This is a genomic window from Streptococcus taoyuanensis (assembly GCF_029589235.1).
Classification (GTDB): domain Bacteria; phylum Bacillota; class Bacilli; order Lactobacillales; family Streptococcaceae; genus Streptococcus; species Streptococcus taoyuanensis.
Map to the genome: position 1 here is coordinate 65,044 of NZ_JARQVW010000008.1, position 26,197 is coordinate 91,240.

The window sequence follows — 26,197 nt, forward strand, 5'->3', positions numbered from 1 at the left end:
ATAATGAGGAAAAAATGAATACCATACTTGTTGCAGGTTATAAGAGTTTCGATGTGGGAGTCTTTTCTAATAAAGACCCACGACTGGCCATTATCAAAAAAGCTATTGAAAGAGATCTTCGTCGTCTATTTGAAGAAGGAGTGAAATGGCTGGTCTTTTCTGGTAATTTGGGATTTGAGGCTTGGGTACTAGAGGTCGCCTTTGCATTAAAAAAAGATTACGATTTTCAAATGGCGACGATCTTCTTATTTGAGAATGTTGGCGAAAATTGGAATGAAAGCAATCAGGAATTATTAGCACGCTTCAAACAGGTGGATTTCGTGAAATATGCCTATCCACACTATAGCAATCCGGGTCAACTAAAAGAATACAATCAGTTTTTGATAGATAACGCGGATGGAGCTTATGTTTTTTATGATTCAGAAAATGAAACCAATTTAAAATATCTTTACAAAATGATGGTAGAAAAAGAACCATTTTATGTCAAACAATTAAGTTTTGATGACTTAAATGAACTTGCTGAAAATTTTTACGAAAACTAAGTGTTATACCTTGATTTTTCTTACCATTTTTTTATATAATTGAGATGATGAACTAGATTGGAGAGAGTAATGGCGAGTATTATTTTTACTGCGAAAGATATTTTTGATCAAGATTTCAAACGAGAAGTTCGTGGTTATAATAAAGATGAAGTAAATGAATTTTTGGATGATGTCATAAAAGACTATGAAACCTATGCTGCTTTGGTGAAGGAATTGCGTGAAGAAAACGCCCGCCTTCGTGAAGAACTTGCCCAAAAAGCACAGGAAACACCACAAACATCTCCGATTGCTAGCACTGCTACGCAAGAATACCCGCAAGTGACAACAGCGACGAACTTTGATATTCTCAAACGTCTCAATCGTTTGGAAAAAGAAGTTTTTGGGAAACAGATCGTAGATCGCGATTATTAATCCCATAGATTGTGCAATTTTTGGATAATCGCGTGAGAGAATCCTCTCATGAGGAAAGTCCATGCTAGCACAGGCTGTGATGCCTGTAGTGTTTGTGCTAGGTGAATCCATAAGCCTAGGGACTTGGTATTCAAGTTACGGCGAGTGAAGGAGCTAAGTCTAAGGATAAGCTCTAGTAACTCTGAAAGTGCCACAGTGACGTAGTTTTTAGGGAAACCTAAAAAGTGGAACGCGGTAAACCCCTCAAGCTAGCAACCCAAACTTTGGTCGGGGCATGGAATGCGTGGAAACGAACATAGCATTCTGACTGGAAACAGTAGACAGATGATTATCAAAGGAAATGGTACCTAGTCATTTCTGGAACAAAACATGGCTTATAGAAAATTGCATATAGGTTGATGAGGTGGAGAGAGATCTCAACCTCCTTTTTTAAAGTGATAGGAATAAGATGAAAAAACAATTTGAATTGATTGCAACGGCCGCTGCTGGTATAGAGGCTGTTGTTGGTCGAGAACTACGCGATCTTGGCTACGATTGCCAGGTTGAAAATGGACGGGTTCGATTTCAAGGAGACCGTCGAGCAATCATAGAAACCAACCTCTGGTTGCGAGCGGCTGATCGAGTGAAAATTGTGGTTGGGACTTTTCCAGCCAAAACCTTCGAAGAACTCTTTCAAGGTGTCTTTGCTTTGGATTGGGAAAATTATTTGCCTTTAGGAGCACGTTTTCCTATTTCTAAGGCTAAATGTGTCAAATCAAAACTTCATAATGAACCTAGCGTTCAGGCCATTTCGAAAAAAGCAGTGGTTAAAAAGTTACAAAAACATTATGCCCGGCCAGAAGGTGTTCCTCTCATGGAAAATGGGGCAGAGTTCAAGATTGAAGTATCGATCCTTAAAGATCAAGCCACTGTCTTGATTGACACCACTGGTAGTAGCCTCTTCAAACGTGGTTATCGGACTGAAAAAGGGGGAGCCCCTATTAAGGAAAATATGGCAGCAGCAATTCTTCTGCTGTCAAACTGGTATCCAGATAAACCCTTGATTGACCCGACATGTGGTTCTGGAACGTTTTGTATTGAGGCGGCGATGATTGCGAGAAATATGGCACCTGGTTTACGTAGGACCTTTTCTTTTGAAGAATGGAACTGGATGGATGATCGCTTGATTCATGAAGTCCGTCAAGAAGCAAGCAGAAAAATCAATCGCGAGATCGAATTGGATATTATGGGAACTGATATCGATGCACGGATGGTTGAGATTGCCAAAGAAAATGCACAGAAAGCGGGCGTTAGCAGTGATATTACTTTCAAACAGATGCGAGTCCAAGATCTTCACTCAGATAAGATCAACGGGGTGATTATCTCCAACCCTCCATATGGAGAACGCTTATCTGATGATGAAGGTGTGACGAAATTGTATACTGAAATGGGGCACGTATTTGCACCTCTCAAAACCTGGAGTAAATTTATCTTAACCAGTGATGAAGGTTTTGAATCTAAATTCGGTGGTAAAGCAGATAAAAAACGAAAACTTTATAACGGAACCCTAAAAGTTGATCTCTACCAATATTTTGGGGAACGAGTAAAACGGCAGATTAAGGCATAGAAAGGATTTTTATGACAGAGAAGGATAAAAAGCCATTAGAGCAAGAAACAGAATCAATTTTAGATTTTGAAGATGCTAAAGAGATGACGATTGGGCAGGCCAATCGAAAGGCAGAAGAAATCGAAGCAGGTGTAACGGAAGGTGATAATGTCTTAGACAAATACATCAAACAACACCGAGCAGAAATTGAAGCTGAAAAATACGACACAAAGATTTTGGCCAAAGAAGAATTGGCTAAAGCTGAAGAGTTGGCAGCTACAGAAACAGTTGCTGAAGTAGCTGAAGCAGTGGAGGCGCCGGAAGTGACGGAAACGGTCTTGGAACAAAGGCCTGAAATGGATGCTATCTCAACTGAATTACCTGCTAAGATTAAATTTGGTCCCACACCAACTGAACCAATTGTAGAAGCTGAGGAACTTCCTGAGGAAACACCAAGCAATGCGGGTAAACGAATCAAAGCGGTTCTATACTCTGCATTAGGTCTTGCGATTGTCGGTTCGGCCATTTTTGTGACCTATAACTGGATGCACAGTCGTGGAAAATCTGGTGGTACAACTGTTGTGTCGTCTTCATCTAGCAAGTCATCTTCTACTTCTAAATCAAGTAGCAGTGAAACACAAGCTCAAAAATTGGAAGAGTTTACCAAAGCCTACGATGCCTTTTTTGTAGATGAATCAAAAAGTGCTCTTAAAAATGATAAATTCGGAGACTTGGAAAATCTGAAGAAACTGCTGGACAAATTAGAAGGAAGCAGTGATTATAATGCGGCTAAAACAAAATATGAAGACCTTGTAAAGCAAGTTTCTGCTATTCAAAAAGTGAATTCTCAATTTAGTTCTCCAGTCATCAAAGATGGAGTTCTTGATGCAACTGCCAAAGCGAAAAGTGATGCGACCTTTGCAGAAACAAAGACAGGCAATGAAAAATTAGATAGCTTATTGAATGAAGCGGTTGCGCAAGGACGTTCACAACAAGTTGCGACACCGGCACCAGTGACTGGAACAGGTGGTACAGATACTTCTAATGCAACTCCAGCCCCAGCTCAATCAGCAACGCCTACGGCCCCAGCTGTCAATGCTGCTACAGGTAGTGCAGGAACGGCAAACCCAGGCTATTCAGGGTACGGTCTTCCAAGCGATGGTGTCCCACTTCAACGGAACTTGAGCCGTGTGCCATATAACCAAGCAGCTATCAATGATGTCAATAACCCGGCTTGGGTATTTGGTGATGGGATCCTTGAAAAAGTATTGAATATTGCTCGTAAACGTGGACATATCACTGGCAATCAATACATTTTAGAGCGTGTCAATATCATTAACGGTAATGGCTATTACAATCTCTTCAAACCAGATGGAACCTATCTCTTTAGTATCAATGCCAAGACTGGTTATTTCGTAGGAAACGGAAAAGGTCATTCAGATGCTCTGGATTATTAATGCTTGATCAGACATCCCTTTTCTGGGAAAAATGACAACAAAAAAGAGAGTGGGACAGAAATCGGTAATTCGTTAGAATTCGATTTCGTCGTCCCACCTCCGCACAGTTGAGTAGGGCTGTAAAAGCTGATGAAATCAGCGTAGTAGATCCCACTCAACCACTGCGTCTTGCTCGACAATCCAAAAATAATTGAGAGGCTAGGACTTTTGTCCCAGCCTCTTTTTCGTATTAAACAAGATGACGTTCAAATGGATCATCTGAGATTCCTTGGTCTAGAATCAAGCGACACCATTCTTTGGCTGAGAAGAGGCTGTGGTCCTTGTAATTTCCACAAGACTCAATGGTTGTGCCTGGGACATCCTCCCAAGTGCTGACTGATGCAATTTCTTCTAAAGATTCTTTAATCACTTTAGCAATTTCCGTACTCGAATGCTGTCCCCACATGATCATATGAAAACCGGTGCGACATCCAAATGGGGAACAATCAATCATACCATCGATGCGTTTGCGAATAAGCATCGCAAGAAGGTGCTCGATCGTGTGGAGCCCTGCAGTTGGAATCGCATTTTCATTGGGTTGCACCAGACGAATATCGAAGTTAGAGATGATGTCTCCTTTGGGTCCAGTTTCTTCCCCAATCAAGCGTACATAGGGAGCCTTCACCGCCGTGTGGTCCAATTCAAAACTTTCAACAATTACTTCTTTTGTCATACTCAAATCCTTCTTTGTTTTTCTTGATTATAGCATAAAAAAGCAGATTCAACAAAGTGGAAATAAATGAATTCCTCACAGATGTTCCATGAAAGAAAAGACGATAAAAGAATAAGCATTAAGCAAAAATATAAAAGGTTTTTCCTGTTTTTTTAGATTGTTAATTTTAGTAATTTATGGTAAAATGTAAAAGAATTTTTAATTCAACTAATTAAATAGATTTGGGGTAAAAGCATGAATTTTGTTATTACAGGTGTTTTTGCCGCGGTCATTGGTTTAGTCATTGGATATGTGGGAACTGCTCTTAAAATGAAAGCTTCAAAAGAGGCTGCGGAACTCACCCTTTTGAATGCTGAACAAGAAGCAACGAATTTACGTGGACAGGCTGAACGCGAAGCCGATTTAATTTTAAAAGAGGCGAAGCATGAGTCAAGTTCACTTAAAAAAGAAGCACTTTTGGAGGCAAAGGAAGAAGCCAGAAAATATCGTGAAGAGGTCGATGCTGAGTTTAAGTCAGAACGACAAGAATTGAAGCAATTAGAAAGCCGTTTGGCAGAACGTGCTAGCAATCTTGATCGCAAAGACGACATTTTAACAAGCAAAGAACAGTCTCTTGAACACAAAGAGCAAAGTCTTACAGATAGAACTAAACACATTGATGCGCGGGAACAACAGCTGGAAGAGCTTGAACACAAGAAAGTAGAAGAACTGGAACGTGTCGCTGCTCTAAGTCAAGGAGAAGCGCGTGACATTATTTTGAGTCAGACGGAAGAGCAACTTTCAAAAGAAATTGCCTCACGGATTCGTGATGCTGAATTGGAAGTGAAAGAACGTTCTGATAAAATCGCAAAAGACATTCTCGTGCAAGCTATGCAGCGAATGGCGGGTGATTTTGTTGCTGAGCAAACAAACTCAACCGTTCATTTGCCAGACGATAGTATGAAGGGTCGGATTATTGGTCGTGAAGGTCGCAACATTCGTACCTTTGAGAGCTTGACAGGTGTCGATGTGATTATTGATGATACGCCTGAAGTGGTGACCTTGTCAGGGTTTGATCCGATTCGTCGTGAAATTGCCCGCATGACAATGGAGAGCCTTCTCAAAGATGGTCGGATCCATCCAGCCCGTATCGAAGAGCTGGTTGAGAAGAACCGTCAGGAAATTGACAATCGTATTCGTGAATACGGTGAGGCGGCTGCCTATGAAATTGGTGCGCCAAACCTCCATCCAGATTTGATGAAAATCATGGGACGGTTGCAATTCCGTACTTCTTATGGTCAAAACGTTTTGCGTCACTCCATTGAAGTTGCCAAACTTTCTGGTATTATTGCTAGCGAGTTGGGTGAAAATGCTACCTTGGCACGACGTGCAGGATTCTTACATGATATCGGAAAAGCGATTGACCGTGAAGTGGAAGGAAGTCACGTCGAGATTGGAACTGAATTGGCACGGAAGTACAAGGAACACCCAGTGGTTGTCAATACCATTGCCAGTCACCATGGTGACGTGGAACCAGAAAGTGTCATCGCAGTCATTGTCGCTGCAGCGGATGCCTTGAGTGCAGCTCGACCTGGAGCACGAAGTGAGTCACTTGAAAGCTACATCAAACGCTTGCAAGATCTTGAAGAAATTGCAAATAGTTTTGAAGGAGTTAAGACAAGTTTCGCCCTTCAAGCGGGTCGTGAAATCCGTATTATGGTTAGCCCTGAGGCAATCAAGGATGATAAAGTGACGATCTTAGCTCATGATATTCGTGAGAAGATCGAGTCCAATCTTGAGTATCCTGGAAACATTAAGGTTACCGTGATTCGAGAATTGCGTGCAGTAGATTACGCAAAATAAACAAAAGCTTGAGATCTAGCATCTCAAGCTTTTTTGAATGAAAAAATCAGTTGAAAATTAGGCCGATTTTTGTTACACTAGATAGAAAGACATTGAAGGAGAAATCATGGCGGATCGTGGCTTATTAATCGTATTTTCTGGCCCTTCGGGGGTTGGAAAAGGAACGGTCAGACGAGAAATTTTTGAAAACTCGGACAATCAGTTTCAGTATTCTGTATCGATGACGACGCGTGCACAACGTCCAGGTGAAGTGGATGGTGTCGACTATTTTTTCCGTACACGTGAAGAATTTGAAGATTTGATCCGTCAAGGGCAAATGTTGGAGTACGCTGAGTACGTTGGAAATTACTATGGGACTCCTTTAACCTATGTGAATGAAACCTTGGACAAGGGAATCGATGTATTCCTTGAAATTGAAGTTCAGGGTGCCCTTCAAGTAAAGAAGAAAGTTCCAGATGCAGTTTTTATTTTCTTAACTCCGCCTGATTTGGATGAATTGCAAGATCGATTAGTGGGTCGCGGGACAGATAGTGCAGAAGTTATTGCGCAACGGATTGAAAAAGCAAAAGAAGAAATCGCCATGATGCGTGAATATGACTACGCCATTGTGAACGACCAGGTTCCTCTTGCTGCTGAACGTGTCAAACGTGTGATCGAAGCAGAGCATTTCCGTGTAGACCGTGTCATTGGCCATTATCTGGATATGTTACCAAAAACACAAACTATTGTGAAGAGATAAATAATTAGAAATTAGGTATAGGAATATGATGTTAAAACCTTCTATTGATACATTGCTTGACAAAGTACCATCAAAATATTCATTGGTTATTCTTGAGGCAAAACGGGCCCACGAATTGGAAAGTGGTGCAGTACCAACTCAAGAATTCCAATCAGTTAAATCAACATTACAAGCGCTTGAAGAAATCGAGTCTGGAAACGTAGTTGTTCACCCGGATCCAGAAGCAAAACGTGAAGCACTTCGTCGTCGGATTGAAGCAGAGCGGATTCGCAAAGAAGAAGAAGAGCGCAAAATTAAGGAACAAATTGCCAAAGAAAAAGAAGATGGTGAAAAAATTTAAGGTTGGGGCTTCTCAATCTTATTTTTTGCTATTTAAAGGGTTCCGTGATAAAGTAAAGCTCATATGATAGAGGCTGGAGGTGAAAAAGTGATAGCAAAAGTCATCGTAGATGTCCCATTGATGCAGACAGATAAACCCTATTCTTATCAGATTCCATTAGAATTTGAGGATATGGTGGAGGCAGGTATGCGAGTTCATGTCCCCTTTGGTAAAGGGAATCGCCTCATTCAAGGGATTGTGGTAGATGTTTTAGAAGAGGCAGACACAAGCGAGGAATTAAAAGCGATTGTGGAGGTCTTGGATTACACTCCGGTCTTAAATCAAGAGCAGTTCTGGTTGGCAGATCAATTACGAAAAAGTGTTTTTTCTTATAAGATCACGATTTTAAAAACCATGCTTCCTTCTCTCCTCAATTCGAGTTATGATAAGATTTTGTATCCTCAACCTTCTTTAGATCCAACTCTCAAAGTGAAACTTTTTGGTGAAAAAAATGAAGTTTCTTTTTCTTCTCTAGATGCGGCCGATCAAGCCCAAGTGATGCGGTTGGTCAGAAAAGGAGATTTGGTACTTGAATACAAGGCCAAGGATAGGAAACAAATTAAAACAGAAAAATGGTATCGCGTTAACCAGGAAGGATTAAAAGAACTTCAACCATCAGGAAGAGCTAAAAAAAGGCTAGCATTGAAAGAGCGCCTGTTACTAGAGCAAGGGGAGCAACCCTTAGCAGGATTGTATCAGGATTTTTCACGAGAAGTGGTAGCTTATTTTATCGAACAGGGTGTTTTAGAAATTACAGAACGAGAAGTGAATCGGGCGGCTGCATATTATGAAGGCAAAGAACAGACCCAGGCTCTGCTTTTAAATTCAGAGCAAGCAAAAGCTGTCGAAACAGTAGTTTCTCAAATTGGGAAAACATCAAAACCTTTTTTACTAGAAGGTGTGACTGGAAGTGGGAAAACAGAAGTTTATCTGCAGATTATTCAAGAAGTTCTAAATAAGGGGAAAACGGCTATTATGTTGGTTCCTGAGATTTCCCTGACGCCACAGATGACGGATCGTTTTATCTCGCGTTTTGGCCAGGAAGTAGCTATTCTGCACTCGGGCTTATCAAATGGTGAGAAGTATGATCAATGGCGAAAAGTTGAACGTGGGGAGGCCAAGGTAGTCGTTGGAGCGCGCTCAGCCATCTTTGCCCCTTTAAAAAACATCGGAGCCATCATCATTGATGAGGAGCATGAGGCTTCCTACAAACAAGATAGTAATCCACGCTACCACGCAAGGGAAGTCGCAGTCCTAAGGGCTCAGTACAATCAAGCAGTCTTGCTTCTTGGATCTGCTACACCAAGTTTAGAATCGAGGGCTCGTGCAACAAAAGGGGTTTATGAATTAATTCGTCTCACCCAACGGGCCAATCCGGCAGCCAAAATTCCAGAAGTTAAAGTCGTTGATTTCCGTGATTATATTGGCCAAAATGAAGCTGGTAACTTCACTCCGGTTCTAGTGGAAGCTATTGCTGATCGCTTGCAGAAAAAAGAGCAGGTCGTCTTGATGTTGAACCGCCGTGGTTATTCCAGCTTTGTCATGTGTCGCGAGTGTGGAACTGTGGATACTTGTCCCAATTGTGATATCTCACTGACCCTCCACATGGATACTAAAACCATGAACTGTCATTATTGTGGCTATAGCAAAGCGATTCCTCGACACTGTCCAAATTGCCAAAGTCCTTCCATTCGTTATTACGGGACAGGAACGCAAAAAGCCTATGATGAATTACAAGAGATCTTTCCTGAAGCTAAAATTCTGCGCATGGATGTGGATACCACTCGAAAAAAAGGGAGCCACGCAGCAATATTAGATGCTTTCGGGAATGGAGAAGCGGATATTTTGTTAGGGACGCAAATGATTGCTAAGGGGCTGGATTTTCCAAATGTGACGTTAGTGGGTGTCTTGAATGCAGATACTTCTTTAAATTTACCGGATTATCGATCCTCTGAGAGAACCTTTCAACTCTTGACTCAGGTGGCAGGAAGGGCCGGACGAGCAGAGAAAGAAGGAGAGGTTATCATTCAAAGCTACAACCCCAATCATTATGCGATTCGATTTGCCAAAGACCAAGATTATGAAGGCTTTTTTGCCTATGAAATGCAGATTCGCCGGCAGTTAGGCTATACGCCTTATTACTTCACAGTTGGGGTGACCCTATCCCATAAGAGTGAGGAAATGGTGATGGAGAAGTCACATCAGGTCATGGAAATTCTCCGATCTGGCTTATCTGATCAGGTCCAAATCTTAGGACCAACACCTAAACCAATTGCACGCACACATAATTTGTATCATTATCAAATCATTGTGAAATATCGTTTTGAAGTAGGTATGACACAGGTCTTGAATCAAATCTTAGAATTTACGCAAGAAAGAGGCAACCAAGATCTACGTGTCAGTATTGATAATGAACCTCAAAGTTTCATGTAAGGAAGAAAGAAATGACAAAATTAATTTTTATGGGAACGCCTGATTTTTCAGCGACTGTTTTAAAGGGATTGTTAGCAGATTCGCGCTATGAAATTCTGGCGGTTGTGACTCAACCCGACCGCAAAGTAGGTCGCAAAAAAGAGATTCGAATGACCCCGGTGAAGCAGGTAGCTTTGGAACATCAACTACCGGTTCTTCAGCCGGAGAAATTATCGGGTAGTCCAGAAATGGAAACTCTCTTATCACTAGATGCAGATGGAATTGTGACCGCTGCTTTTGGACAATTTTTACCGACAAAATTGTTGGAGAACTTCCAATTTGCGGTGAATGTCCACGCGTCTTTATTGCCTAAATATAGAGGTGGAGCTCCCATTCACTATGCCTTGATCAATGGTGATGAAGAAGCTGGGGTTACAATTATGGAAATGGTCAAGGAAATGGATGCCGGAGACATGATTGCAACTCGTTCTCTCCCAATTTTAGATGAGGACAATGTGGGAACCTTGTTTGAAAAATTGTCTGTCCTTGGACGTGACCTACTCCTAGATACTTTGCCAGCATACCTGGCAGGGGAGATCAAGCCAAGTCCACAAGATCCAAGTTTGGTCACATTTTCACCGAATATTTTACCGGAAGAAGAGGTTTTGGACTGGACCAAAACCAATCGCCAAGTCTTTAACCAGATCCGGGGGATGAATCCTTGGCCAGTTGCTCATACGTTATTAAATGGTCAGCGCTTTAAAGTTTATGAAGCAGAGCTATGCGAAGGAAATGGAAATCCAGGAGAAGTGATTGCTTTGACCAAAAAAGAGTTGGTGGTCGCTGCAGGAGAAGGCGCATTGTCCCTCAAAGTTGTGCAGCCGGCAGGAAAACCAAAAATGTCCATCACAGACTTTTTGAATGGCGCTGGCCGTCAATTGAAAGTAGGAGATCACTTTGAAAGTTAAACAAATGAATGCGCGTGAACAGATCGTTCGAGTGTTAGAAGAGGTTTTTGAACAGGGAGCTTATTCTAATATTGCTTTAAATCAAGCGCTGGAACATTCTCAACTTTCAGATAAGGATAGAAGCTTTGTTACGGAAGTTGTATACGGTACTGTAGCACGGAAGATAACACTCGAGTGGTATCTCGCCCACGTAATTGAAGACCGGACGAAATTAGATCCTTGGCTCTATTATCTTTTGATGATGAGTTTGTATCAACTTGTCTATTTAGACCGAATTCCCGATCATGCCATCGTCAATGAAGCTGTCCGGATAGCAAAACGTCGTAAAGAAGGCAGTGAGAAGTTTGTCAATGCTATTCTTAGAAAGCTCCTCCGCGAGGGGCTACCAGCTGTTGATACGATCAAGCGAAAGAACAAACGTTATTCGGTAGAGTATTCCCTACCTGTATGGTTGGTCAAAGCATTGATCGAAGAATACGGTGAAGAACGTGCTTGCGCTATTTTTAAGAGTCTCTATCAGCGTAATAAATCCAGTATTCGTGTGATTGATTTGGACGAAAAAGAAGAGTTGGCTCAGCTACTCGAAGCAACCTCCTCTCTACTTGCTTCGTCCGCTCTCGTGAAAGAGCAGGGACATTTTGCGGCGCATTCCTTGTTTAAAGAAGGGCGCATTACTATTCAAGACGAGTCCAGTCAATTGGTGGCACCAGCTTTGGATTTGCAAGGAGATGAGTGGGTTTTAGATGCCTGTGCGGCGCCAGGTGGAAAGACGACTCACCTGGCTTCTTATCTCACAACTGGGAAAGTCACAGCCTTGGATCTGTATGATCATAAATTGAAATTGATTCAAGAAAATGCCAATCGGCTCCATGTTGCGGACAAAATTTTGACAAAGAAGTTAGATGCGACAAAAGTCTTTGAAACATTTGGACCTGATGCTTTCGATAAAATTTTGGTGGATGCGCCTTGTTCAGGGATTGGTTTGATACGGAGAAAGCCTGATATCAAGTACAATAAAGAGAGTGCAGATTTTGTATCTTTACAAGCTATTCAATTGGCAATCCTGGATAGTGTTTGTCAAAGTGTGCGTAAAGGTGGTATAATAGTGTACAGTACGTGTACAATTATGGGCAAAGAGAATTTTGAAGTGGTGGACCAATTTTTGAAAAACCATCCAAATTTCGAACAAGTCCCATTGGATCACGAAAGAAAAGATATTCTTAAAAATGATTGTATCCTTATTACACCCGAATTATATGGAAGCGACGGCTTCTTTATTAGTCGTTTTAAGAGAATCTCATAATATCAGGAGGAAACTGACAGTATGGATATGACGATCTTAACCGATGTAGGTCAAAGACGGACAAATAACCAAGACTATGCAAATCAATATACAAACAAGGCAGGAAAACCGATGGTTTTTCTTGCTGATGGTATGGGAGGACACCGTGCCGGAAATATTGCTAGTGAAATGGCAGTCACAGACCTAGGTGCGGCTTGGGTTTCTTCTGAGATCGAGACGGTTAATCAAGTACGGGAATGGTTTGCAGAACATTTAGAAGCTGTGAATCGTCGGATTCATTTGGCTGGGCAAGATGATGAGCACAAAGGAATGGGAACGACACTAGAAGCCTTGGCTTTTGTAGAAGGACAAGTGATTTATGCCCACGTTGGGGATTCACGGATTGGCCTCATTCGTCAGGGCGAATACCAGCAGTTGACCAGTGACCATTCTCTTGTAAATGCTCTTTTGCGAGCTGGTCAAATTACAGAGGAAGAAGCTGCCCATCATCCTCAACGTAACATCATCACTCAGTCCATTGGTCAAAAAGATGAGTTAGAGCCGGATTATGGTTTGGTGACGGTTGAAGCAGATGATTATATTTTGATCAATAGTGACGGTTTAACCAATATGATTGGCCCAGATGAAATCAGAGACATTGTCTTGAGTGATGTTTCACTGGAAGAAAAAGCTCAAACCTTGATTCGTTTTGCCAATAATGCTGGAGGCTTGGATAATATCACCGTTGTACTGCTCCACTTTACTGAGGAGGACGCAGCATGATTCAAATCGGCAAAATTTTTGCCGGGCGATATAAAATCATCCAACAAATTGGACGCGGCGGGATGGCAGATGTTTATCTTGCGCGTGATTTGATTTTGGATGGGGAAGAAGTTGCAGTCAAGGTACTGCGTACGAATTACCAGACGGATCCCATTGCAGTTGCGCGTTTTCAGCGTGAAGCAAAGGCGATGGCAGAGCTGGACCATCCAAATATCGTTCGGATTACAGACATTGGCGAAGAAGAAGGGCAACAATACCTTGCAATGGAATATGTTGCAGGTTTAGACTTGAAACGCTATATCAAAGAAAATGCTCCTTTATCAAATGAAGAAGCTGTTCGTTTGATGGGGCAGATCCTTCTAGCTATGCGTCTTGCCCATACGCGTGGCATTATCCATAGAGATTTAAAACCACAGAATGTTCTCTTGACACCAGATGGAACAGCAAAAGTTTCAGACTTTGGGATTGCAGTGGCCTTCGCAGAGACTAGTTTGACTCAGACCAACTCGATGTTGGGGTCGGTTCATTATTTGTCCCCTGAGCAGGCGCGCGGTTCAAAAGCTACGGTGCAAAGTGACATCTACGCGATGGGGATCATTTTCTATGAGATGTTGACAGGACACATTCCTTATGATGGAGATAGTGCAGTTACAATCGCTTTGCAGCATTTTCAAAAGCCACTCCCATCTATTCGGGAAGAGAATAAGAATGTTCCACAAGCTTTAGAAAATGTGGTGATCAAAGCGACAGCTAAAAAACTGACGGATCGCTATAAATCAGTGGCAGAGATGTATGTGGACCTTTCAAGTTGCTTGTCCTACGAGAGAAGAAATGAGAAAAAACTGATTTTTGAAGATCAATCGAAAGCTGATACAAAGACTCTTCCAAAAGTGAGTCCAACTCCAAAGACGGCTCCTGTTCCAATCTCTGAGGTACGCAGTGAAATCAGTTCGGTAGATCCTAATCGACCATTATCTGACCAGCAGACAATGGCACCAAGTAAAAAGCCAAGAAGACGCTTGCGGGCGCGCTACAAGGTATTGTTTGTTGCCATTGCACTAGTTCTTGCAGCCTTTACTTTCTTGTTGTATATGAGTCCAGCCAATAAAACAGTTCCAGATGTTTCCGGCAAAACCATTGCCGAAGCTAGAGCGGTTATTGAGGGACAAGACCTTCAAGTCGGTGAAGAGAAAGAAGAGTACAGTGATTCGGTTGCAGAAGGCTATGTCATTCGGACCAATCCAAATGCAGGTGCTCAAAAGAAAGAACAAAGTCGCATTGATTTGATTGTTTCAAAAGGTCCAAATAGTTTTGAAATGCCAAACTATGTAGGAGAAACACGAGCTAAAGCAGAGGAAGATCTGAAAAATACTTATAAAGTATCAAGCAAAATGATCACGATTGAAGAAGTTGAGACCTTCGATTATGCTGCAGGGACAGTTCTTGAACAAACCCCAGCTCCAGGAGAGCAATATTCACTGAATTCAAAAACCAAGATTGTTTTGAAAGTAGCGAAAGAAACGACTTCAATTGAAATGCCAAACTATGTTGGATCAACTTATGATTTTGCTAGAAGTAATTTGATTGAGATCTATGGTATTAAAGAAGCCAATATCGAATTAAGAAAAACGGAACATCTCCCTGATGGGGTAGTTGTTTCTGCCGGTCAAATTGTCAGTCAAACTCCAGAAGTTTCGAGTACGGTGGATATTAACCGAACACGAATTGTTTTGACTGTATATGAGCCTAAAGTGACGGCTTCTTCAAGTATGAAAGCCTCATCAAGTTCAGATGCATCTAGTTCATCCTCTGCTGAACGATCAGATACAGAAAGCTCCAGCAGTAGTGCAACTGGTGGAGATTCATAAATCAGTCTAAGACTCAGATGAATTTCTGAGTCTTTTTGTATTTTTTTTGTTGCTATGTCGTGATTTTTTTATTTCCCTGTAGAGGGAAAAACTTTGAGGTCGCTTCAAGAAACTATTTTTCTACAGATGAATAGATTATGTGAATCCCTTAACAAACAAGGGGTTTCAAATCCGGTAAAATAAAATAGTCAATTAAACATAAGGTAATTTGAAGTTGAAAATAGATTGAATATCAAATTATTTGCCTTTGTTTTAGCCCACATGCTATAATCTGCGTGAAAGGAGATCAAAGAGTAAAAATGTCGTTCAGACCTGCTTTGATAGGAAATTGGTAAACGAATAGATTTTTTTCTACTAGTTGAATAGGCCTTGACAACTGGTGGAGATAAATATCGTGAACTAAGAAACAGGGAGGTAGAATGACTTTTGAAATATGTGCACATAGTTGATGTATCTTTCGCCTATACTTTCCCAATGGAGATTATTTAAATGGACAGAAAATATAGAGTGGTTAGTCGAGCAATCTTAGCAACAGCTATGATTGTCCCGGCATTTATAGCAACAAAAGTAGCTGCAGAAAATAGAGGATGGAATACCTCCCCTTATCGTTCAAACTATTATAACTATGGTTACAATAATTGGAACGGTTATAATGGCTATAATTCATGGACCTATAGTTATGGCTATGGATATCCAAATTGGAACTATTATTATGGCTATAACTATGGTTATCCTAGTTGGAATAATTATTATGGCTATAATGGTTGGAACTATGGTTATTCCTTGGAAAATGATGTAAACTACATTTATTGGAATGGCAATCATTATTATCGGATGAGTGATGGGACTTACCGGATCTACCGCAATGGTGAGTGGAAGCCTTTAACTAATCGGAATAACTCTACTAATAACCTTGCCAATGACCCTCATTATGTATATGAAAATGGCTACCATTATTATGTATTAGATAATGGGGATTATTACTACTATAAAAATGGTAAATGGGTATTTGTGAAGAATTCGACGGAAAATCCTGATACTCCAGATCCAACTCCAACACCGACTCCGGATCCAACTCCAACACCCGACGAGCCAGATCCAAGCGATAAACCCGATCAACCAGTCAACCCATCAGAACCATCTACACCAGAAGAACACGGGAACTTGATCTTCCCAGAAAATCCTCCATTTGTAGGAGCAGATGGAGAGTTTGATCCTTTCGCACCAACCCCAGAAAATCCAAGTGAACCAAAACCAGAAGAACCGGTGCAACCTGAAGTGCCTGGAAATGATGGTTTGGTATCAACAGATCAGCCTAGTGAAAACCAAATTCCTCCATACGTTGAGACACCTGCAGAAGGATTAGAACATCTTCCATGGGCTCCAAATGGACGAGCACCAAAGATAGTCTATCCTCCTGGCAAACCTGGATCAGCAGCTTTGCGTCGAGATAAGAACTACTACTTTGACGGGTCGACTCACTATTACTACGTTCCTTCTGATACGGAAGCAACTGGTTACTCTGCTTATTGGAAATGGAATGGAGATAAATGGAAACTTTATGGAATGACAGATCCGAAAGATCCTGAAATCGATCCAAAATTCCACGAAGATGCCAAAGATGATGAATATGCCTATAGCGATCGAGACTCAAGCGTGAAGCTCTACTCTACAAACCTTGTAGAAACAGCTAAAGCAGGTCAAGCTCTTCCATTTAAGAATGTGGATGAATTTAAGGACTATGTCATTAAGAAAATGAATCCTAAATTTATTGACAATGCTGGCTGGGATGCCAAAGTAGAATGGGAAATCGAGGACCCAGAACTCTTTGAGCAATCTAAAGAAAACCCATGGGCTAAAGACTATGTTTTAATCGCTAACTTGAAGAGTGGAGTAGATGACAAGAACTACAAAGATGTTGAGTTTGGCTATGTGAAATTCGTTTATCGTGTAGAAGCAACAGACAATACAAACTATATCGAGTTAGATAAAGCGAAAGAAGCATTTGCTAAGATTAACGAATTGCGAAAAGCACAAGGCTTAAAAGAATTGACTTGGTCAGATGATGTCTACAACTCACGTGCCTTACCAAAAGCCCATACTATTTCACGTCAGTACGATAGCACAGGTTTTGTAGCTCGCCGTGAAGACAATGCAACAACAGTCGCAACGAAATGGTATAACAGTGGATTGAGAGAATTAATGCTCGATCCAAATGCCACAGAAGGTGCGGTAGCAGCAGTCATCAATGGCGACGGTAACTATTACTGGGCATTCATGTATAAATAATGCCTCTAGACAACCGTTATTGGAAAGAACTTATTTAATAACAATTCATTCCGATACTAAGGACACCCAAAGGATTTCTATCTTTTGGGTGTTTTTTTGCTCTTCGTATTATCCAACCACAGACGGAAGTCAAATGAGGAAAAATTTGATAAAATAGGAAAAGATGAGGTAGACTATGTGGAAAATACAAATTTTTATTTTCGTTGAAGCCGTTTTGTTAACATTAGCAGCGATCACCATTTTATCAATCGATTTTTCCAGATTTGTTGTCTTGATGGTTCTCTTTTTGCTCCTTTTGTATTACTATTTTGGCAAACAAAAAGCGAATTTTCTATTAATCGCGCTGAGTGTGCTATTGTTTTTTATCGTGATGCTGAATCCTTTTGTGATTGCAGCCATTTTATTTGCGGTGGTTTATGGTTTATTGATTGCTTACCCTTATATGTATAAGGAAAATAAAGCCGTTGTGTTTGATGTTGAAGAGGATACGAAAATTCGTCAGGAAAAAACTCGATGGATTGGTGATTTACAACATTTTTCAAAGCAAAGTCGAGGGTATCGAGATCTGAATGTAATCCGAGTTTTTGGAAATGACACCCTCCATTTAGAGGAGGTAGCCATTTGCAATTGGGACAATGTAGTGATCATTCGGAAAGGGTTTGGAAATACAAAAATTATCTTACCGATTGATTTGGAATTGCATTTACAAATTAACACCCTGTATGGAGATCTGAAGTTTTTAGATCTTCCTGTCCGTAAAATGAGGAATGAAACCATAGACATTGAAACGGCACATTATCGGAGATCGCACCGTTCTATAAAAATTGTGTTAGTTGGTATTGTTGGGGATGTTGAGGTGATTCGCGCATGAAGAAATTAGACTATCTCCTATTGTATTTCTATTCCCTAATGGTGGTTGCGGTCATTTGTCATACCATTTTCCATTTTGTTGGTTTTCAGTGGGGCAAACTTCTTTCAGATCTTTCCTTGCTTCAGTCATTCCTATTTTTGGTTTTTAGTCTGACGCTTGCATTGACGGCTTTGGTTGTCTTAATTATTAAAATCACGCAATTTGTAACGGTTCATGCAGTACAACAAAAGGTAGAATCTATCCTGACTGCTTCACAGAGAAAAGAAATTGCCCCCAAAGAATTGAATCAACAGTTAGATTTATTGGACAGCAAATTGCTTCGACTAGAAGAAAATTTACAAAAAAGTGAAAATCGTGTGATGCGAAATGAGGAAGAAATTGTGGAAATCGAGCGTAAGAGAATTGCGCGTGATCTACATGACACGGTTAGTCAAGAATTGTTTGCAGCCAATATGATTTTATCTGGAGTGGCAGCCCAGGCCCTTGAGTTAGAGAAAAGTCAGATCCAGCAGCAACTTAATGGTGTATCAGATATTCTGGGTACAGCCCAAAATGATTTACGCGTCTTGCTCCTACATCTTCGTCCTACAGAATTGGAAGGAAAAAGTTTGGTAGAAGGTATGGAGATGATTTTTAGAGAATTGAAGGAAAAGAGTGACCTAACAGTTGTCTTCCATTATAATGACGTGAGCATTCCAAAAGAAATGGAAGAACATCTATTTCGAATCGTCCAAGAAATTGTCAGCAATACCTTGAAACACGCTAGAGCTCAACAAATGGATGTCTTTTTGCATCAGGAAGGAAAACAACTTCATTTACGGATGGTAGATGATGGAATCGGCTTTGAGCAGGAAAAATTGGAACGATTGAGTTATGGGTTGAAAAATATTCAAGAACGTGTAGAAGACATGGCGGGAACCATTAAAATAAGAACGAGTCCTCAAAAGGGAGTGGCTGTGGATATTCGCGTTCCCCTCCTTGTAAAAGATAAAAATGAAAAGGAAACTGTATGAAAGTATTATTAGTAGACGACCATGAAATGGTCCGGTTGGGATTGAAAAGCTTTTTGTCCATGCAAACCGATATTGAGCAAGTCTTAGAGGCGAAAAATGGGCATGAAGGGGTGGAGTTGGCGCTGAAAGAAAGACCAGACGTCATCATCATGGATATTGTGATGCCAGAGCTAAATGGAATCGATGCGACTCTAACCATCCTAAAAGAGTGGCCGGAAGCTAAAATTGTCATTTTGACGTCTTATTTAGATAACGAAAAGATTTACCCTGTCTTAGATGCTGGTGCAAAAGGGTATATTTTAAAGACCTCGTCAGCAACTGAGATCTTACAGGCTGTCAGAAAGGTTGCAAAGGGAGAATTTGCAATTGAGACAGAAGTTAGTCAAAAAGTTGAGTCACGAAAGAACCATGCTGAATTGCATGATGATTTGACAGCTAGAGAACGAGATATTCTGGCTTTATTGACGAAAGGATATGAAAATCAACGAATAGCAGATGAACTCTTCATTTCTTTAAAAACAGTGAAGACCCATGTCTCCAACATCTTATCGAAATTAGAAGTCAGTGATCGGACGCAAGCAGTCGTCTATGCCTTTCGACACCATCTGGTGAGTCAAGAAGATTTTTAAAAGGAAACATGCTATAATAGAGCGTGATCATAAGGGGGAGACAAGTGGACGCAAAATTACGTTATAAAGCCAAAAAAGTTAAAATCGTCTTTTTTGATATTGATGATACATTACGTGCAAAAGAAACAGGATTGATCCCAGAATCTGTCAAAGACGTCTTTCATCAGTTGAAAGAAAAAGGAATCCGAACAGGGATTGCAACCGGCAGAGGGATTTTTGGGGTTGTTCCTGAAATCATGGACTTAAAGCCTGATTTTCTAGTAACCTTAAATGGTGCCTATATAGAAGATACAAAAGGAACTGTGATCTACCAATCACCAATCAATGAAAAAATCGTTTCTTCTTTTGTGGATTGGGCCAAAGAATCCGAGATTGATTATGGTTTAGTGGCTAGTCATCAAGCTGCCCTGTCTAATCGGACACCCTTGATCAGTGATGCTATTGACATCATTTATCCTAACTTACCCGTAGATCCAGATCTGCATTTGAAAGAACCTATTTTCCAAATGTGGACCTTTGATGAACAGGATAGTGAGCTAGAGTTGCCCCCTTCTTTGCAAGAGAACTTGCGCCTAGTTTCGTGGCATCCCCATTCATCAGATGTTGTTCGCTTTGAAGCTTCAAAAGCTTCAGGAGTTTCTCATCTTGTAAATCATTTGGGCTTGAAGCCAGAGAATGTTTTAGTATTTGGGGATGGATTAAATGATCTAGAACTGTTTGATTACGCTGGAATTAGTATCGCAATGGGAAAATCTGCTCCAGAGTTACAAGAAAAAGCTGATTATATCACTAAGAATTTAGAAGAAGATGGCATATTCTATGCCTTAGAGGAGTTAAATATGGTTGAAAAAGAATTGACATTACCACAGTTAGAACTTGCTACGGTTGACGGTCCTGTCGCTGTGATCAAAACCAATCACGGTGAGATGAACATTCAATTGTTCCCGGATCAAGCGCCAAAAACAGTTGCAAACTTTGTAGCTCTTGCTAAGTCTGGCTATTATGATGGTGTCATTTTCCATCGGATTATTAAAGATTTTATGATCCAAGGGGGAGATCCAACAGGCACAGGTATGGGTGGTGAATCCATCTATGGGGAGAGCTTCGAAGACGAGTTTTCAAAAGAATTGTACAATATTCGCGGAGCCCTTTCGATGGCAAATGCTGGACCAAACACAAATGGCAGCCAATTCTTTATTGTACAAAATCAACATCTTCCATATTCGAAAAAGGAATTGGTCCGCGGTGGCTGGCCTGAAAAAATCGCAGAAATCTATACGACAGAAGGGGGAACTCCTCACCTAGATCAACGTCATACAGTATTTGGTCAATTGATGGATGAAGCTTCTTTTGCTGTGTTGGATGAGATCGCGGCTGTTGAGACAGGGATGATGGATAAGCCAGTAGAAGATGTCGTGATTGAAACCATCGAAATTGAGGACTAATATGAGAATTGGAGATAAGTTAGAAGGAACCATCACAGGAATTCAACCTTACGGCGCCTTTGTCGAACTAGAGTCGGGTGTGACGGGCTTGATTCATATCTCAGAGATTAGAAGTGGTTATGTAAGTAATATTCAGGATATTCTGTCGATTGGGGAGAAGGTCTTTGTCCAAGTCATCGATGTTGATGAATATTCTAAGAAAGCTAGCCTCTCTCTGAGAACACTAGAAGAAACACCACAACGAAGTATTCGACACCATCGTTTTTCAAATGACCGCTACAAGAGTGGTTTTGCGCCCTTAGCTCAACAGATGCCGACCTGGGTTAAAGAAGGAAAGGTATTCTTTAGCAAACAAGAAAAGAAATAAAAACTTCGATAGGTTGATGAAACCTATCGAAGTTTTTTTGATATAGAGAATTATTCAAATTCGTAAAGGGTAGTAGAAAGATAACGTTCTCCATTATCTGGTGCAAGAGCAAGAACTTTTTTACCGCTACCCAATTCTTTTGCGACTTCAATAGCAGCATAGATAGCAGCTGCGCTTGAGATACCGACTAAGAATCCTTCAGCTCCACCGATAGCGCGTGCAAGTTCGAAAGCTTCTTCTGAAGATACGCGACGAACACCATCATATGCATTAGTGTCTAAAGTATTTGGGATAAAACCAGCTGAAATCCCTTGGATTTTATGTGGTCCAGGTTTTTCGCCAGAAAGGACTGCGGATTCATTGGCCTCAACGGCATAGACTTTGACAGCAGGATTATTCTTTTTCAAAGTATGAGAAATACCAGAAACAGTACCACCAGTACCAACACCTGCGACAAAAGCATCTAAACCATCTTTTCCAAAGGCATCAACGATTTCTTGTCCTGTTGTTCTTTCATGTACCTCTGGGTTAGCAGGGTTTTCAAATTGAAGAGGAAGGAAGCCATTTCTTTCTGCAGCGATTGCTTCAGCTTTAGCGATAGCGCCTTTCATTCCTTCACTTCCAGGAGTCAAAACGAGTTCAGCTCCATAGGCTTGGATGATTTTACGACGTTCCACACTCATGGTTTCAGGCATGACAATCACAACCTTGTAGCCTTTAGCTGCGCCGACCCATGACAAGCCAATCCCTGTGTTCCCACTAGTTGCTTCGACAATGGTATCACCTGGTTTGATCAAGCCATCCGCTTCAGCTTTTTCAATCATGCTCAAAGCAATCCGGTCTTTAACAGATGATCCAGGATTGAAGGCTTCGAGTTTGACATAGACATCTGCAGCTCCTTCAGGAACAAGACGGTTCAATTTGACAATCGGAGTGTTCCCAATCAATTCTGTAATATTTTCATAAATAGCCATAATATACCTCAGTTCTAGGTTTTCTTGATACTAACAAGTATAGTCTCTTGCGAGAAGAATGTAAAATATAGAAATTTTATGGGTGTGATAAAAAAAAACTATCGTTGCCGATAGTATTGTTAATTATTTTTCTACAGAGAGCAGGGGTACTTCAACCTCACGAATTCCTTGGTCCTCAATAATGACTTTGCCATTGTAAAATTCGACTAAAGCCGCTGTGATAGAGTTTGTGTTTTCTTTATCCACAAAAATCGTTGTCATCACCTGATCTGTGAACATCGGATCTTGTTCTGCCAATTGATGGTCTTTTAAGAAATTAGCAAATTCTTGGTATTGGGAATAAGAAAGTGTGATCCCAAGAACCACTTGCTCTTTGATTTCTACCAGTCCAATCTCTCGAACTGCTTGTGCCACACTTCCAGCATAAGCACGAATCAGACCGCCAGCACCTAATTTAACACCTCCGAAATAGCGGGTAACCACGACACAACTATTAGTGATGCGATGATTCTCCAAAACTCCTAACATCGGTACCCCAGCTGTTCCACTAGGCTCTCCATCGTCACTGGTTCGTTTGATATCACTTTGTTCTCCAATGATGAAAGCAGAGCAGTTATGTGTAGCCTTATAGTGTTCCTTTTTGATGGCATTGATAAAATCTCTAGCTTCCTCTTCAGAGGAGACTCGCTTGACATGACAAATGAATTTTGATTTTTTGATTTCTTCTTGAACAGTGCCGTTCTCTTTAAATGTAACATATTCCATATTCTTATTTTACAAAAAAAGAATGATTTTCTCCAACTTTTGCGAATTAATAAGTATGAAGATAGAAGAATCTTATGGAAGACTCTTAACGGAGAGTCAAATGACAAATGATTTAAAAGAAATTGCCCAAGAACTTCCCGCTATAGAAAAACAGAATGGAAGGTACCAATGCTTTCGATGTGGCAGTTTGATTGATCAAAAACTGTGGAAGTTGAGTGAAGAGGTACTGTATTGTAGAGCCTGTATCCAATTGGGGAGGATCCGGAGTGATCAAAAACTTTATACTATTGCACAGCAAGACTTTGAAGGACAGGAGGTGTTAAACTGGAAGGGAACCTTGACTTCCTATCAACAAGAGGTATCCGAAGGTCTCATCCAAGCAGTTAAGGCAGGAAAACATGCCTTGGTACATGCTGTGACAGGAGCTGGAAAAACGGAAATGATGTATCAGGTTGTAGCAACAGCGATCAAGGCAGGAAAAGGAGTCTGTATTGCTACCCCGAGAATCGATGTCTGTATCGAACTGTACGGAAGGATGAAGGAAGATTTTTCCTGCCCCATCTCTTTACTTCATGAAGAATCGGAACCCTATTTTAGAACACCTTTGGTGATCGCTACAACCCATCAATTGCTAAAGTTTTATCAGGCCTTTGATCTCCTTATTATAGATGAAGTAGATGCGTTTCCCTATGTGGACAATCCAATCTTATATAAAGCAGCTCAGAATGCAATAAAAAAAGAGGGAAACACCCTATATTTAACAGCAACCTCTACAGATGAGTTAGATAAAAAGGTCAAGAAAAAAGAAATCATTCGTTATAGTCTTCCAAGAAGATTTCATGGGAACCCACTAGTGGTCCCTGAAATAAAATGGGTGCCGAAAATTAGAGAAAAAATAGAAAAAGGAAGAATCCCTTACCAACTATTGCAACTGATCAAGAAACAAAGACAGACTCACTACCCATTGTTAATCTTTGTATCTGAGATAGAATTAGGACAACAATTTACTGAGAACTTAAAAAAATACTTTCCAAAAGAAACAGTAGGTTTTGTATCCTCACAGACAACAGACCGCCTACGAATGGTAGAAGAGTTTAGAAACAGAGCCATAACCATGCTAGTCTCGACAACAATTTTAGAAAGAGGAGTGACTTTTCCATTTGTAGATGTCTTTGTTTTAGAAAGTAATCACAAATTATTTACTAAAAGTGCCCTCGTACAAATTTCAGGAAGGGTCGGTCGAAGTAAAGAAAGACCAACAGGTAAACTACTTTTTCTATCAGATGGTATAACACGAGAAATGAAGAAAGCGATCAAAGAAATAAAGGAAATGAATCAGGAGGCTGGATTTTGAAAGAATGTCTGCTTTGTACTAAAGAGTTGAAAACTGGTGAACATTTTACAGACCTTATTTTTATTAAACAACAAGAAGAATGGATTTGTAAAGAATGCAAAGAAGACTTCGAACAAATTGGCGAAATCCATTGTCCTAGATGTTTTAAAGATAAGGAGGAGAAAGTATGTAAAGATTGCGAATACTGGATACAAAAGGGGAATATGGTCGAACATGAAGCATTATATAGATATAATACAGCAATGAAGGACTATTTCAAGCGATATAAATTTGAAGGCGATCGTTTATTAGGAATGGTATTTGCATGTGACATCAAAAAAGCCTTGAAAAAGTATAAAAGCTATACGATAATACCGACTCCAATCAGCCATGAAAAAAACCAGGAGAGAGGATTCAATCAAGTCTCGACTATACTAGATTTTGCAGAGATAAAGTACAACAATCTATTCCAAAAAGAAGACACTTTAGCCCAATCAAAAAAAACAAGAGAAGAACGATTAAAAACCTCTCAACACTTTCAATTAAAAGGAGAAGTTTCAGAAAAGCAGAAATATCTTATCTTCGATGATATCTACACAACTGGCAAAACAATCGAATTAATGAAGCGCCTACTAATTGAAAAAGGTGTGAAAGAAATAAAGACATTTTCAATCGCAAGGTAAAAAAAGATTTGCAAAAAGTTTATGAAAGCGTTATAATATACATATAAATAAAAACATAATGTTTAGAAAGTAGGTACTAATATGATTAAATATAGTATCCGTGGTGAAAACCTAGAAGTAACAGAAGCCATTCGCGACTATGTCGTTTCTAAACTCGAAAAGATTGAAAAATATTTTCAGGCAGATCAAGAGCTAGACGCTCGAGTAAACTTAAAAGTTTACCGTGAAAAGACCGCAAAAGTAGAAGTAACCATTCCGCTTGGATCTATCACACTTCGTGCAGAAGATGTCTCTCAAGATATGTACGGTTCAATTGATCTAGTTGTAGATAAAATTGAACGTCAAATTCGTAAGAATAAAACAAAAATCGAAAAGAAAAATCGTGTTAAATCTGGTGCAGGTAAATTGTTTACCGATGCAGTTGTAGAAGAAGCAGCAACCACCACAGAAAAAGTTGTTCGCTCAAAAACAATTGATCTAGAGCCAATGGATTTAGATGAAGCGATCCTTCAAATGGATCTATTAGCACACGACTTCTTCATTTATCGTGATGCAGAAGACAACACAACAAATGTGATCTACCGTAGAGAAGATGGAGACATCGGTCTATTGGAAGTAAAAGAATAGAGATCAAAAAGAGATTGAAAACATCAATTAAATTATAGAGGAATCAGGAGCATTTATGCTCCTGATATTTTTATATAAACCAAAAAAGTAAAAAAACTTTCAAAAAAATAAAATTTTTTGAAAAAAAGTATTGACAGTAAGGTAAGGTCATGATATACTAATATAGTTGTCGCGCGAGAGCGACAAAGACCTTTGAAAACTGAACAAGACGAACCAATGTG

At 40.3% G+C, this 26,197-nt stretch carries 24 protein-coding genes and 1 other RNA gene; 22 read left to right on the forward strand and 3 right to left on the reverse strand.

From position 1 onward, the window contains the following. Positions 1-14: 14 nt before the first annotated feature. The 5 genes from P5Y91_RS06470 to P5Y91_RS06490 all read left to right on the forward strand — a co-directional run bounded on the left by P5Y91_RS06470 (position 15) and on the right by P5Y91_RS06490 (position 3,995). Positions 15-542: an SLOG family protein gene (locus tag P5Y91_RS06470; RefSeq protein ID WP_155125284.1), complete on the forward strand. Its 528-nt coding sequence runs from the start codon at positions 15-17 to the stop codon at positions 540-542. A 69-nt stretch (positions 543-611) separates the two neighbouring features. Next, positions 612-953: a cell division regulator GpsB gene (gene gpsB / locus P5Y91_RS06475; protein WP_049496141.1), complete on the forward strand. Its 342-nt coding sequence runs from the start codon at positions 612-614 to the stop codon at positions 951-953. Positions 954-969: 16 nt separating this feature from the next. After that, positions 970-1,335: RNase P RNA component class B (gene rnpB / locus P5Y91_RS06480), an RNA gene on the forward strand. A 66-nt stretch (positions 1,336-1,401) separates the two neighbouring features. After that, entirely contained in the window at positions 1,402-2,559 is a 1,158-nt protein-coding gene (locus tag P5Y91_RS06485; protein WP_155125283.1) for a THUMP domain-containing class I SAM-dependent RNA methyltransferase, read from the forward strand. A gap of 11 nt (positions 2,560-2,570) precedes the next feature. Then, entirely contained in the window at positions 2,571-3,995 is a 1,425-nt protein-coding gene (locus P5Y91_RS06490; protein ID WP_155125282.1) for a cell division site-positioning protein MapZ family protein, read from the forward strand. A 229-nt stretch (positions 3,996-4,224) separates the two neighbouring features. On the opposite strand, the gene P5Y91_RS06495 is transcribed toward P5Y91_RS06490, so the two are convergent. After that, positions 4,225-4,707 carry an S-ribosylhomocysteine lyase gene (locus P5Y91_RS06495; RefSeq protein ID WP_024054576.1) on the reverse strand — a complete coding sequence of 161 codons (483 nt, stop codon included), beginning with the start codon at positions 4,705-4,707 and terminating at the stop codon, positions 4,225-4,227. Between the two features lie 234 nt (positions 4,708-4,941). Here P5Y91_RS06495 and P5Y91_RS06500 point away from each other — a divergent pair, with 234 nt between their 5' ends. From P5Y91_RS06500 to P5Y91_RS06565, 14 genes are all read left to right on the forward strand, one after another. Further along, a complete protein-coding gene (locus P5Y91_RS06500; protein WP_049492366.1) occupies positions 4,942-6,549 on the forward strand; it encodes a ribonuclease Y in 1,608 nt (535 codons plus the stop codon). Between the two features lie 106 nt (positions 6,550-6,655). After that, complete coding sequence (gene gmk, locus P5Y91_RS06505; protein ID WP_003010341.1) at positions 6,656-7,288, forward strand: guanylate kinase; 633 nt, start codon at positions 6,656-6,658, stop codon at positions 7,286-7,288. 25 nt (positions 7,289-7,313) lie between these two features. Further along, entirely contained in the window at positions 7,314-7,628 is a 315-nt protein-coding gene (gene rpoZ, locus P5Y91_RS06510) for a DNA-directed RNA polymerase subunit omega (protein ID WP_003010339.1), read from the forward strand. 63 nt (positions 7,629-7,691) lie between these two features. Then, a complete protein-coding gene (locus tag P5Y91_RS06515; RefSeq protein WP_155125281.1) occupies positions 7,692-10,100 on the forward strand; it encodes a primosomal protein N' in 2,409 nt (802 codons plus the stop codon). 11 nt (positions 10,101-10,111) lie between these two features. Continuing rightward, positions 10,112-11,047 (forward strand): methionyl-tRNA formyltransferase, encoded by a 936-nt coding sequence (fmt, locus tag P5Y91_RS06520; protein ID WP_070674509.1) that lies wholly within the window; start codon positions 10,112-10,114, stop codon positions 11,045-11,047. Between the two features lie 4 nt (positions 11,048-11,051). Further along, the gene (rsmB, locus tag P5Y91_RS06525; protein ID WP_398577636.1) at positions 11,052-12,350 is read left to right on the forward strand and encodes a 16S rRNA (cytosine(967)-C(5))-methyltransferase RsmB; all 1,299 of its coding nucleotides are present in this window, start codon (positions 11,052-11,054) and stop codon (positions 12,348-12,350) included. Positions 12,351-12,371: 21 nt separating this feature from the next. Next, on the forward strand, positions 12,372-13,112 hold the full coding sequence (locus P5Y91_RS06530) for a Stp1/IreP family PP2C-type Ser/Thr phosphatase (RefSeq protein WP_049486055.1): 741 nt from the start codon (positions 12,372-12,374) through the stop codon (positions 13,110-13,112). Next, positions 13,109-14,980 carry a Stk1 family PASTA domain-containing Ser/Thr kinase gene (gene pknB / locus P5Y91_RS06535; RefSeq protein WP_155125280.1) on the forward strand — a complete coding sequence of 624 codons (1,872 nt, stop codon included), beginning with the start codon at positions 13,109-13,111 and terminating at the stop codon, positions 14,978-14,980. Before P5Y91_RS06530 ends, pknB begins: the two co-directional genes overlap by 4 nt. Positions 14,981-15,469: 489 nt before the next feature. After that, positions 15,470-17,269: a CAP domain-containing protein gene (locus P5Y91_RS06540; RefSeq protein ID WP_070674497.1), complete on the forward strand. Its 1,800-nt coding sequence runs from the start codon at positions 15,470-15,472 to the stop codon at positions 17,267-17,269. Positions 17,270-17,444: 175 nt separating this feature from the next. Further along, positions 17,445-18,140, forward strand: a complete 696-nt coding sequence (gene liaF / locus P5Y91_RS06545) for a cell wall-active antibiotics response protein LiaF (RefSeq protein WP_049483467.1) — start codon at positions 17,445-17,447, stop codon at positions 18,138-18,140. Beyond that, positions 18,137-19,153 (forward strand): envelope stress sensor histidine kinase LiaS, encoded by a 1,017-nt coding sequence (locus P5Y91_RS06550; protein ID WP_049473348.1) that lies wholly within the window; start codon positions 18,137-18,139, stop codon positions 19,151-19,153. Before liaF ends, P5Y91_RS06550 begins: the two co-directional genes overlap by 4 nt. Further along, the gene (locus tag P5Y91_RS06555) at positions 19,150-19,782 is read left to right on the forward strand and encodes a response regulator transcription factor (RefSeq protein ID WP_155125279.1); all 633 of its coding nucleotides are present in this window, start codon (positions 19,150-19,152) and stop codon (positions 19,780-19,782) included. The genes P5Y91_RS06550 and P5Y91_RS06555 overlap by 4 nt, the downstream gene beginning before the upstream one ends. 44 nt (positions 19,783-19,826) lie before the next feature. Continuing rightward, complete coding sequence (locus P5Y91_RS06560) at positions 19,827-21,227, forward strand: bifunctional Cof-type HAD-IIB family hydrolase/peptidylprolyl isomerase (RefSeq protein ID WP_277839170.1); 1,401 nt, start codon at positions 19,827-19,829, stop codon at positions 21,225-21,227. Between the two features lies 1 nt (position 21,228). Beyond that, positions 21,229-21,594, forward strand: a complete 366-nt coding sequence (locus tag P5Y91_RS06565) for a S1 RNA-binding domain-containing protein (RefSeq protein WP_070464853.1) — start codon at positions 21,229-21,231, stop codon at positions 21,592-21,594. Between the two features lie 50 nt (positions 21,595-21,644). Here the strand turns inward: P5Y91_RS06565 and cysK are convergent, their stop codons facing one another. After that, a complete protein-coding gene (gene cysK, locus P5Y91_RS06570; RefSeq protein ID WP_003004014.1) occupies positions 21,645-22,568 on the reverse strand; it encodes a cysteine synthase A in 924 nt (307 codons plus the stop codon). A 123-nt stretch (positions 22,569-22,691) separates the two neighbouring features. Continuing rightward, positions 22,692-23,333, reverse strand: a complete 642-nt coding sequence (locus tag P5Y91_RS06575; RefSeq protein WP_223346185.1) for a YigZ family protein — start codon at positions 23,331-23,333, stop codon at positions 22,692-22,694. A 55-nt stretch (positions 23,334-23,388) separates the two neighbouring features. Between P5Y91_RS06575 and P5Y91_RS06580 the strand changes: the two genes are divergently transcribed. The 3 genes from P5Y91_RS06580 to hpf all read left to right on the forward strand — a co-directional run bounded on the left by P5Y91_RS06580 (position 23,389) and on the right by hpf (position 25,976). After that, a complete protein-coding gene (locus P5Y91_RS06580; protein ID WP_118398403.1) occupies positions 23,389-24,687 on the forward strand; it encodes an ATP-dependent helicase ComFA in 1,299 nt (432 codons plus the stop codon). Next, positions 24,684-25,349 (forward strand): ComF family protein, encoded by a 666-nt coding sequence (locus tag P5Y91_RS06585; protein WP_118398400.1) that lies wholly within the window; start codon positions 24,684-24,686, stop codon positions 25,347-25,349. The genes P5Y91_RS06580 and P5Y91_RS06585 overlap by 4 nt, the downstream gene beginning before the upstream one ends. Positions 25,350-25,430: 81 nt before the next feature. Then, a complete protein-coding gene (gene hpf / locus P5Y91_RS06590; RefSeq protein WP_118398397.1) occupies positions 25,431-25,976 on the forward strand; it encodes a ribosome hibernation-promoting factor, HPF/YfiA family in 546 nt (181 codons plus the stop codon). Positions 25,977-26,197: the final 221 nt, after the last annotated feature.